General features: G+C 66.7%; 4 protein-coding genes. All 4 read right to left on the bottom strand.

Going from position 1 to position 3,371, the window contains the following annotated elements; genetic code table 11:
• Window positions 1–744 (bottom strand): triose-phosphate isomerase (gene tpiA, locus RMO30_RS04055; protein ID WP_309709847.1); only part of this gene is annotated, 744 nt, incomplete at its 3' end.
• The gene (locus RMO30_RS04050) at window positions 741–1,925 is read right to left on the bottom strand and encodes a phosphoglycerate kinase (protein ID WP_309709846.1); all 1,185 of its coding nucleotides are present in this window, start codon (window positions 1,923–1,925) and stop codon (window positions 741–743) included. The genes tpiA and RMO30_RS04050, both read right to left, overlap by 4 nt.
• 26 nt (window positions 1,926–1,951) lie before the next feature.
• Window positions 1,952–2,959, bottom strand: coding sequence for a type I glyceraldehyde-3-phosphate dehydrogenase (gene gap, locus RMO30_RS04045; protein WP_309709844.1), 1,008 nt, complete (start codon window positions 2,957–2,959; stop codon window positions 1,952–1,954).
• A gap of 123 nt (window positions 2,960–3,082) precedes the next feature.
• Window positions 3,083–3,371 (bottom strand): Fe-Mn family superoxide dismutase (locus tag RMO30_RS04040; protein WP_309709841.1); only part of this gene is annotated, 289 nt, incomplete at its 5' end.

Genomic DNA, 3,371 nt, shown 5'->3' with positions numbered 1-3,371 from the left:
CAGGAGGCTCGCACCCCCGACGAGGGCTCCGTCGACATCTGTTTCGCGCATGAAGCCCGCGATGTTCGAGGATTTCACGCTGCCGCCGTAGAGGATGCGGGTGGCCTGCGCGACGTCGTCACCGAGCACCTCGGCGATGACCACACGCAGGGCAGCGCAGACCTGCTGAGCTTGTTCGCTCGTCGCGGCTAGCCCGGAGCCGATCGCCCAGACCGGTTCGTAAGCGACGACGATCTCGGAACCCTTCGTCACGCCTTCGAGAGCGACCCGCAGTTGGCCGACCGGGACAGCGCTCGGGCCGTGCTTCTCAAGGTCGTCAGCGGTCTCGCCGACGCAAATGATCGGAACGATGCCGTGGCGGTGCGCCGCAGCGACCTTGGCCGCGATCGCCTCATCCGTCTCGCCGTGGTACTGCCGACGTTCGGAGTGGCCGATGATCACGTACTTCGTGTCGAGCGCCTTGAGGAACTGCCCCGAGATCTCGCCGGTGTACGCGCCGCTGTCGTGAGCGGAGATGTCTTGCCCGCCGAACGCGATCGGCAGGTCGTCGGCGTTCACCAGCGTCTGCACGCTGCGCAGGTCGGTGAAAGGCGGGAACACCGCAACCTCGGCCGCGCCGAAGTCGTGACGCGCGTCCTTGAGGGTCCACGCCAGCTTCTGCACGAAAGCGATCGACTGCAGGTGGTCGAGGTTCATCTTCCAGTTGCCCGCGATCAGCGGAATCCGCTGCTTCCGAGAAGTCATGTCTGCTGCCATCCGAGGACCTCCAGGCCGGGAAGCGTCTTACCTTCGAGAAATTCGAGGCTGGCCCCGCCGCCGGTCGAGATGTGACCGAACTGTTCATCGGCGAACCCGAGTGCGCGCACCGCGGCCGCCGAGTCGCCGCCGCCGACAACCCCGAGGCCGTCGACTTCGGAGAGCGCCTGCGCGACCGCGCGGGTGCCTTCCGCGAAGGCGGGGAACTCGAACACGCCCATCGGGCCGATCCATAACACGGTGTGCGACGAGCGGATGTGGGCCGCGAACGCGGCAGCGGTCTCGGGCCCGATGTCGAGCCCGATGCCATCGGCACCGAACGGAGTCTCTTCCAACGCCTCCGCACGAGCAACGACGTGCTCGGCGTCGGCTGAGAAGCCGGATGCCATCACGATGTCGGTGGGCAGCACCAGCTCGACTCCGCGCTCTGCGGCCTCGGCGACGTAGCGCTTCACCGTCTCGAACTGCGAGTCCTCGAGCAGGCTCTTGCCGATCTTGTGGCCCTGTGCGGCGAGGAAGGTGAAGAGCATCCCGCCGCCGATCAGAAGCCGGTCGACCTTGGGCAGCAGCGCGTCGATCACGCCGAGCTTGTCGGAGACCTTCGAACCGCCGAGCACGACGGCGTAGGGCTTCGCGGGGCGGGCGGTCAATCGGTCGAGTACGTCGAGTTCCGTGGCGATGAGCAAGCCGGCCGCGGACGGGACGGCTTTCGCCAACTCGTACACGCTCGCCTGCTTGCGGTGCACGACCCCGAAACCGTCCGACACGAAGACATCGCCCAGGGCGGCGAGTTCGGCCGCGTACGACTCGCGTTCCCGCGCATCCTTCGAGGCTTCGCGCGGATCGAACCGCAGGTTCTCAAGCAGCGTCACGCCGTCACCGACACGCTGAGGCGCGAAGGCGACCGGCTCACCCAACAGTTCTTCCAAGCGGACCGCGACCGGGGCGAGGCTGAACGTCGGGTCAGGGGCGCCGTCGGGACGGCCGAGGTGTGACATCACCACGACCGACGCGCCCGCTTCGCGCAGCCTCCGGATCGTAGGAACCGACGCGCGCACGCGTCCGTCATCCGTGATCCGGCCGCCGTCGAGCGGCACGTTGAGGTCGCAACGGAGCAGGATGACCTTGTCGGCAAGATCGCCGAGGGTCTCGATGGTGCGGAGGCTCATGGGTTTCGAGGCGAGAGCCCGCGGGCTCAGAGGCGGGCCGCGACGTACTCGGTCAGGTCGACGAGGCGGTTGGAGTAGCCCCACTCGTTGTCGTACCACGCCGAGAGCTTCACCTGGTCGCCGAGAACGCGCAACAGGCCAGCGTCGAAGATCGACGAGTGCGGGTCGGAGACGATGTCGCTCGAAACGATCTCGTCTTCGGTGTACTTGAGGATGCCCTTCATGGGTCCCTCGGCCGCAGCCTGGTAGGCAGCCTTGATCGCGTCGACCGTGACCGGCTTCGACGCGGTGACCGTGAGGTCGGTGATCGAACCGGTCGGCACGGGAACGCGCAGCGCGAAGCCGTCGAGCTTGCCGATCAGCTCGGGCAGCACGAGGCCGAGCGCCTTGGCAGCACCGGTCGAGGTCGGAACGATGTTGATCGCCGCGGCACGAGCACGGCGGAGGTCGCTGTGCGGGCCGTCCTGCAGGTTCTGGTCGGCGGTGTAGGCGTGGATGGTGGTCATCAGCCCGCGCTCGATGCCGAACTCGTCGTTGAAGACCTTGGCGAGCGGGGCGAGGCAGTTCGTGGTGCACGAGGCGTTCGAGATGATGTGGTGCGACGCGGGGTCGTACAGGCCCTCGTTGACACCCATCACGAAAGTCGCGTCTTCACCGGACGCCGGGGCGGAGATGAGCACCTTCTTGGCGCCGCCGCCGTCGATGTGCTTGCGGGCATCCTTGGCGTCGGTGAATCGGCCCGTCGACTCGATGACGATGTCGACGCCGTAGTCCGACCACGGCAGGGCTGCGGGGTCGCGCTCTTCGAAGACGCGGATCGGCTTGCCATTGACAACGATCTGGTTGCCGTCGTAGTCGACGGTTCCGTTGAGCCGGCCGGTGATCGAGTCGTACTTCAGCAGGTGCGCGAGCGACTTGTTGTCGGTGAGGTCGTTGACAGCAACGATCTCCAGGTCGCTGCCCTTGGCGAGAGCCGCGCGGAGGTAGTTCCGCCCGATCCGTCCGAAGCCGTTGAGACCGATCTTGACCGACACAGATGCTCCTTGAAAGTGGTCGTGGGGGTGTGTGGTGGCGGTGGCGGAAAGCGGCCGAGATCGGACCCTCGAAAGGTCGGGATCCCGGCCGCACACAGCTCCGATGAACGGGGCTTTGAGCCTCTACGACAGTAGCAGCAGCCCCGCGGCTCCCGAACGCGCCGCCTCAAACCGCGCACCGGCATCCGCCCAGTTGGCGATGTTCCAGAAGGCCTTCACATAGTCGGCCTTGACGTTGACGTAGTCGAGGTAGAACGCGTGCTCCCACATGTCGAGCTGCAGGATCGGGGTGACACCCAACGGGGTGTTGTTCTGCTGGTCGTACAGCTGGTGGATGAGCAGACGTGAGCCCACCGGGTCCCAGGCGAGCACGGCCCAGCCGGAACCCTGGAGGCTGTTGGCGGCGGCGCCG

Source organism: Pseudolysinimonas sp. (assembly GCF_031389465.1).
In the GTDB taxonomy this organism is placed as follows: domain Bacteria; phylum Actinomycetota; class Actinomycetes; order Actinomycetales; family Microbacteriaceae; genus Pseudolysinimonas_A.
Note: the sequence above shows the minus strand (reverse complement) of the source record. Positions and strands in the feature narration are given on the sequence as shown.

Excerpts from the sequence above, each read along its gene's own strand:
- RMO30_RS04050 (WP_309709846.1), bottom strand. The coding sequence starts at position 1,925 with ATGAGCCTCCGCACCATCGAGACCCTCGGCGATCTTGCCGACAAGGTC.